Here is a 7282-nt window from a genome sequence, read left to right as displayed (position 1 = left end):
GGTAAACTGGCAAACAAAACAGCCCTCTGTGATGTTTTTCAATTAGATCCGTCTAAACCACTATTTACTTTTATCGGTAGATTGGTTGATGAAAAAGGTGCCGATTTATTGCCCGATATTTTTTACACAGCTTTGCAACAACATGGCGACAACATCAATATCCTGGTTTTAGGATCAGGCGATAATTGGGTGGAAGGGCGGTTAAATCAGCTGAAAGACATTTTTATTGGTAAATACAATGCTTATATTGGTTATAATGAGCAGGTTTCGCACGAAATGTATGCTGGTGCAGATTTTCTGATCATGCCATCGAGAGTGGAACCTTGTGGTTTAAATCAGCTTTATGCGTTAAGGTATGGAACTGTTCCTATTGTGCGCCGGATTGGTGGATTGAAGGATACAGTAATTGATATAGGTGACGGAGGTTTTGGGATTTGCCACGATCAAACGAGTATTTGGGATGTTACTCATGCCATTAACCGTGCTGTTGAGTTATATAACGATAAAAAGGCTTTTAAAGCAGTGAGAAAAACAATGATGAAGATAGACCATTCGTGGGATAACGCAGCATTAAATTATATAGAATTATACCAAATATTAAAATAAGCTTAAACATGACTGACAAAGTTTTAGGCGTTATCCTTGGCGGTGGCCAGGGCTCTAGATTATCGCCACTAACACAAACACGCTCTAAACCGGCAGTTCCAATTGCTGGTAAATACCGATTGGTAGATATTCCGATTTCGAATTGCTTAAATTCTGGCATTCATCGAATGTTTGTGTTAACCCAGTTTAATTCAGCATCCCTAAACAAACACATTAAAAACACGTATCACTTTAGCCATTTTAGTACGGCCTTTGTTGATATTTTGGCGGCTGAACAAACTGTACAAAACTCAGGTTGGTTCCAGGGGACAGCAGATGCCGTTCGTCAGTGTATGCATCACATTGTTTCGCACGAATTCGATTACATTTTGATTTTATCCGGCGATCAATTGTACCAGATGGACTTTAAGGATATGATTGAAAAACATATTGAAGCCAATGCAGAAATTACCATTGCCACTATTCCGGTAACGGCAAAAGATGCAACAGATTTTGGTATTTTAAAGGCTGATGATGAAAACATGATTACGTCTTTTATCGAAAAGCCTAAAACAGGTTTAGAAGACTGGGTTTCGGATACAGGTGAAGAAATGCAGGGCGAAGGACGTAATTTCCTAGCTTCGATGGGTATTTACGTTTTCAACCGCGAGTACCTGATCAATATCTTAAATGAGAACGAAGAAGAAAAGGATTTTGGCAAAGAGATTTTGCCTAGAGCAATTTCTCAGAGCAGGGTTTTAAGCTTTCAGTACGAAGGCTATTGGACTGATATTGGAAATATTTCATCTTTTTTTGAAGCTAATCTGGGCTTAACGGATGAAATTCCTAAATTTAATATGTTCGATAGCAATCATGCTATTTTCACCAGGGCGCGGATGTTGCCTCCTTCAAAAATTTCGGGTACCACTTTGGATAAAACGATTATTGCTGAAGGCTGTATTATTCAGGCTAGCAAAGTAGAACATGCTGTTTTGGGGATCAGATCAAGGATTGGAAAGGATACAGTTATTACCAATGCTTACATTATGGGCAGCGATAGGTACCAAACCTTAGAAGAAATACAGGATGAAACGGGCAAGGGAAATTCGTTAATAGGTATTGGCGACCGTTGCTTTATTAATAATGCCATCATCGATAAAAACTGTCGCATTGGCAATGATGTAAAAATTAATGGCGGCGATCATTTGGAAGATGGAGACTTTGAGCTTTATGCCGTTAAAGATGGTATTGTGGTAATTAAAAAAGGTGCTGTTGTGCCAAGTGGAACAGTAATTTAAGATAATCATTATTCATTAACTAGGCCAGTCGCGATTTTTCGGGGCTGGTTTTTTTATTGCCTGACTATCATTCTGAGGGTAGTGGAGAATCTTTTATCAGACCGCTAAGGTTTTAAAAAATAAACTGTTTTAAAAAACTACTAACTGAAAACTGCAAACTGATTTGGGCGTTCCCCAAGCTGCGCAAGGGGCGGGCTTTTCAGGGCTGCGCTTTGCTCTGGTACCGATGAAGGATCGGTACTAAACCCTTACAATCCCTAACGCAAAACACACTGCTTTAAAATAGATTTAATCTTCGAAGACTCGTATTGCAGAATCCTCGATCCTAAACCTGATAAAGCGAAATGCTCGGAGTGAGGAACGAGCGAGGACTTGCAGCGATAGCAGGGCTATAGGAAGCGATTGAAGCAGGACCTTACATTTTCAAAAAAAACTAAGCTATTAATCGTTTTAACGGCTTTTTGACATTTCTCCCTAACATTTTTCCGATCGGCTTGTTAGTAAATAAACAAAATTATAGTCTATGGCCGAACAGCACCTTTATCAAACAGGAATTATAGGAAATTGCGCTTTCATTGCACACGTAAATAAAAACACTGATATATCTTGGCTTTGCTGGCCACGTTTCGATAGCCCTTTTGTATTTGGCAGTTTATTGGATGAGAAAAAGGGAGGGGAGTTTTCGATTTTACCACAAGGTGAATTTACCTCTACTCAATATTATATTGAAAATACCAATGTTTTAAGGACGGAAATTACTGCTGAAGATGGGAAATACCGAATTACAGATTTTGCACCACGTTTTCATCTATACGATCGCTATTTTAAACCGTTAATGTTCATCAGAAAGATCGAACCTTTGGCAGGGAACCCGCGCATCACCATCAAATGCGAGCCGGTGTGCGATTATGGGAAAGGTAAAATGAAGTCGAGTAGGGGCAGTAATCATATTGATTATTTGGGTTGCGATGAAAATATCCGCTTAAGTACCAATGTATCACTTACTTATATTTTTGACGAAAAAGCATTTGTACTGAATGAGGCTAAATACCTCATTATGACTTATGGACAAAATTTAGAGGCTCCGGTGGTAAGCACCGCCGAAAATTTTTTACGCGAAACCATCGCTTATTGGCGATTGTGGATTAAACATTCGTCAATCGCGGGTTTTTACCAACCTTTTGTAATCCGATCAGCCTTGGTGCTGAAAATCCATCAATATGAAGATACCGGTGCAATTATAGCGRCCAGTACTACTARTTTACCAGAATCGCCGGGCAGTACCCGAAACTGGGATTATAGGTATTGCTGGTTAAGAGATTCGCACTATGTATTAACCTCACTTAACCATATCGGCCACTTTGAAGAAATGGAGAAGTATTTTAATTACCTCTCTGATATTTCGCATGCTGAAGATACACGCTATCAACCCTTGTATGGTATTGCAGGAGAAAGGGAAATTACCGAGCATACATTAAATCATCTGGAAGGTTACAAAGGAGAGCAACCCATTAGAATAGGAAACCAGGCCTATGAACACATTCAGAATGATATTTACGGTCAGGTTTTGATTTCGATGTTACCACTTTATACCGATCACCGGTTTGTTTTTTCCGAACGTAGCGATTCGATAAAGTGGATTGAAAGTGTGCTTTCTAAAATTGAACGGACAATTGATGAAAAGGATGCCGGAATTTGGGAATTCAGGAATATCGCCAATGTACATTGTTATAGTAATCTATTTCAATGGGCAGGAGCACAGGCTGCTTTAAAAATGGCTAAAACTATTGGTAACGAAGATTTCGAAAAACGTGCGGAGATTTTAATCGATAAGGCTGCAGCACATATAGAAGCCTGCTACGATCCGGAAAGAAAAGTGTATACCAATGCAGTAGGAAGCCCGCATTTAGATGCCAGTACTTTACAGTTGATTATGATGAATTATTTGGATCCGGCTTCAGATCGGGCGAAAGATCATTTAATCGCTTTAGAAAAGGAGTTGAAAACGGAAGATGGGCTATTTTACCGTTACTTACATGCTGACGATTTCGGTAAGCCAAAAACAACATTTTTAATCTGTGCCTTTTGGTATGTGGAAGCTTTGGCCTGTGTTGGCCGTACGGATGAAGCGATTAAAGAATTCGAAAATATTATTAAATATTGTAATCATCTTCTTTTGTTTAGTGAGGATGTTGATGCTAAGACGGGTAGTCAGTGGGGTAATTTCCCCCAAGCGTATAGTCACGTAGGTTTAATGAATGCAGCTTATCGTATTGCAATTAAACTGGATAGGCCAATATTTTTATAAGGGAGCAAGTGGATTGCAGATCCATATTTCGAGAAGGTTGTATCATAAATTGTGATTCCATATAGAATTTTGTCACGTTGTCCAAAGGACTCCTACGGAGAGCCTGTCGAAACGCTTTGAGAAGCATTCAAGCAGATCCTTCGACAGGCTCAGGATGACAATCTATTTTATGGTACAACTCTAACTTAATTTAAAAAGAAAAGGTCTGAAGGGGCACAGACCTTTGTTAGAAATGTTTTTTATTTAAAGTGACGTCATTCCCGTCATACGGGAACCACGAAGTGCTCAGCGAAGCTAATCTTAAAGCAATAAGCATTACGATCCCCAATCGAGTTGGGGATGACGTAACGCCAAAATTTAACTCCGCCCTACAAATTCTTCTTTTACTAAGCTCCAAAGTAGTTTTCTCACTTCATTAAAATCATTTAGGTAATATTTTGCTTCCGAAATGTTGTTGCCAACTTTAATGGTAAAAGCATCATCTGGTAATGCCCTGAAAATATCTTCATCAGTATGATCATCACCAAGGGCCAAAATAAAATCAGGTTTTTTATCGTACAACCAGTTAAGGGCAGCCTTGCCTTTGTTAACCTCCATATTTTTAAACTCAATTACCTTATTGCCCGGCATAAGTTGCAGGCCTTTATCTGCAGCTAAAATTTTCATATGGCTGATAATTTCATTGGCCCTTAAATCGCCAAGTCCTTCTTCTGCTTTCCGATAATGCCAAACCAGTGAGTAACTTTTTTCTTCAATAAACGATCCTGGAGTACGGTCTGTATAGGTTTCTAGTAAAGTTTTTATTTCCTGTTTCCATTGGTCGGTAAGTAAGGGCAGGCTGTTCCATTTATCTTCGAACGATTTTTGCCAGGCACCATGTTCTGCAATCAGATCTACCTTTAGGTGTCMAAACCACTTTTCGAGGGTTTCATTTCGCCTGCCACTAATAATCACAACTTTATTTGCCTTATCAAGTGTTAGGTTCTCAATCAAATCGTACAATTCGGCATCTGGCGAAGCATCGTCAATATTTCCGGTAAAATCTACAAGGGTACCATCATAATCTAAAAATAGCACACGATCTTGTGTTTGCGCATATTTAGTTACGATCACTTCATTAATAGCATTCACTGCATGTTTTGTTAATAACGATTTTTGAGAATCTTTCACTTCGTTTAATCTTAAAATAAAATTGTTAACCCAATGTTTAACATTGAATTTTTCTACAATTGCACGCATGGCTTTCATACGCATTTGTTGTTCTGATGGCGACATTTTAAGCGCTGCTACAATAGCCTCCATAATATCACCAATGTTATTAGGATTTACGATTATGGCATCAGTTAATTCTTTGGAAGCTCCCGCCATTTCACTTAAAATCAATACACCATCATTATTATTCCTGCTGGCCACATATTCTTTACTTACCAAATTCATTCCATCGCGCATAGGCGTAACCAAACAGATATCTGCTGTGGAGTAAAGGGCCGATAGCACTTCAATAGGGAAGGAGCGGTAAAAATAATTTACCGGAATCCAGTTCATTGAACGGTACCTTGCATTTAAATTTCCAACAAACTGATCAATCTGATCTCTGAGTTCGCTATATTTTGRTACCGTATCCCTGGAGGGCACAACAATCATAAAAAGCTCAATTTTGCCGATGTATTCAGGATGGTGCTGAAGCAGTAATTCTAAGGCCTTTAATCTTTCTAATATGCCTTTGCTGTAATCGAGCCGATCGATGGACAAGATTACTTTCATATCTTCTTTTCCTGTTCTAAAATAGTCGATCTCTTGTTGCACTTGCTCAGTTGCAGGTAAACCAGAAAATTTATCGAAATCAATCCCCATTGGAAAAGCTTCCACAACAATTTGCCTTTCGTTACTGCTGAGTATGTTTGATGATGAGTTTACAGGGAGCAAACGTGTTGCCGTACTAATAAAATGGCGAACATCATCAAAAGTATGGAAACCGATTAAATCGGCACCAATTAAGCCGTTCAGTAGTTCTTCGCGCCAAGGAATTAAACGGAATATTTCGTATGATGGAAAAGGAATATGCTGGAAAAAACCAATCGTAGCATTTGGGAGTTTTTCTCTTAAAATGCCTGGTAAAAGGAGCAATTGATAATCTTGAATCCAGATTTTATCTCTTCTGTTAAGTACCTGCAGGGCACTTTTTGCAAATTTCTCATTAACCGATTGATAGCAATCCCAATAATTTTGTTCGTAATGGGCGTAGGTAACGAGGTAATGAAAAACCGGCCATAATACTTCGTTCGAGAAGCCTTCGTAATATAAATTGATTTCGTTTTGCGTAAGGTAAACCGGGTAAAGGTTTAATGCGGCAAGTTTTTGAGTAACTTCTTCCTGACGTTCTTCTGGCACTTCTATGCCGGGCCAGCCGATCCAAATGGAATTGCCTGATTTATAGACGTCTCCTAATCCTGTGGCAAGGCCGCCCTCACTTGGAATAAGGGTGTATTCGTTGTTTTCTTCGATGATTTTAACGGGTAGTCTGTTCGATATTATAACTGTCTTCATGCTTGTATTTGATGTATCCACATCATTAAAAGCATATCAAACTGGTTTTGTTTGATTTTTTAGGTCAAAAAAACATTCAAATGATTAAACGTAATTAAATACCAGAGAAAAAGTAGTGCCATTATCTGGCATTGAAACAACTTCTATGCTGCCTCTGTGCATTTTCATAATGTTGCGGCTAATGGTTAATCCTATTCCTGATCCATTTTTCCGGGTGGTGTAAAATGGAACAAAAATCTTTTCGAGATCACTGGCATCTATGCCTTTTCCGTTATCGGTAACATCAATATATAGTTTGGTGTTTTCTAACCTGTAATTTACGTTGATGTATGGGTGTTCTCTGTTCTCTACAGCGTAAATACTATTGGTAATGAGGTTGATCAGCACTTGTTCAACTAATTTTAGGTCGAGCTGAATGGTGATTTTTGAAGAGGTTTGTTCTACATCCAATACCACATTTTTAACTTTGGCAAATGGCTGCATCAATACCTTAATGTGTTTCAGTATTTCACCAATGGTATGCGATTCGAGGTTTGGTGTAGGC

The 7282-nt window shown here is 38.7% G+C and carries 5 protein-coding genes; 3 read left to right on the top strand and 2 right to left on the bottom strand.

From position 1 onward, the window contains the following. The 3 genes from AC1DPQ_RS12435 to AC1DPQ_RS12425 all read left to right on the top strand — a co-directional run. Nucleotides 1-606 (top strand): glycogen synthase (locus AC1DPQ_RS12435; RefSeq protein ID WP_477609523.1); only part of this gene is annotated, 606 nt, incomplete at its 5' end. 8 nt (nt 607-614) lie between these two features. Continuing rightward, nucleotides 615-1883: a glucose-1-phosphate adenylyltransferase gene (locus AC1DPQ_RS12430; RefSeq protein ID WP_477609521.1), complete on the top strand. Its 1269-nt coding sequence runs from the start codon at nt 615-617 to the stop codon at nt 1881-1883. 523 nt (nt 1884-2406) lie between these two features. Then, nucleotides 2407-4191 (top strand): glycoside hydrolase family 15 protein, encoded by a 1785-nt coding sequence (locus tag AC1DPQ_RS12425; protein WP_477609519.1) that lies wholly within the window; start codon nt 2407-2409, stop codon nt 4189-4191. A 357-nt stretch (nt 4192-4548) separates the two neighbouring features. On the opposite strand, the gene AC1DPQ_RS12420 is transcribed toward AC1DPQ_RS12425, so the two are convergent. Both AC1DPQ_RS12420 and AC1DPQ_RS12415 read right to left on the bottom strand, forming a co-directional pair. Further along, nucleotides 4549-6738, bottom strand: a complete 2190-nt coding sequence (locus AC1DPQ_RS12420; RefSeq protein WP_477609517.1) for a bifunctional alpha,alpha-trehalose-phosphate synthase (UDP-forming)/trehalose-phosphatase — start codon at nt 6736-6738, stop codon at nt 4549-4551. Between the two features lie 84 nt (nt 6739-6822). Continuing rightward, nucleotides 6823-7282: sensor histidine kinase (locus AC1DPQ_RS12415; protein WP_477609515.1), on the bottom strand; the 460-nt coding region annotated here is incomplete at its 5' end.

The sequence above is a fragment of the Pedobacter sp. 01T416_2 genome (assembly GCF_056398925.1).
This window is presented reverse-complemented; position numbering and strand designations above follow the sequence as displayed.

Coding starts and splice junctions, on each gene's coding strand:
- AC1DPQ_RS12430 (WP_477609521.1), top strand. CDS start 615: ATGACTGACAAAGTTTTAGGCGTTATCCTTGGCGGTGGCCAGGGCTCT.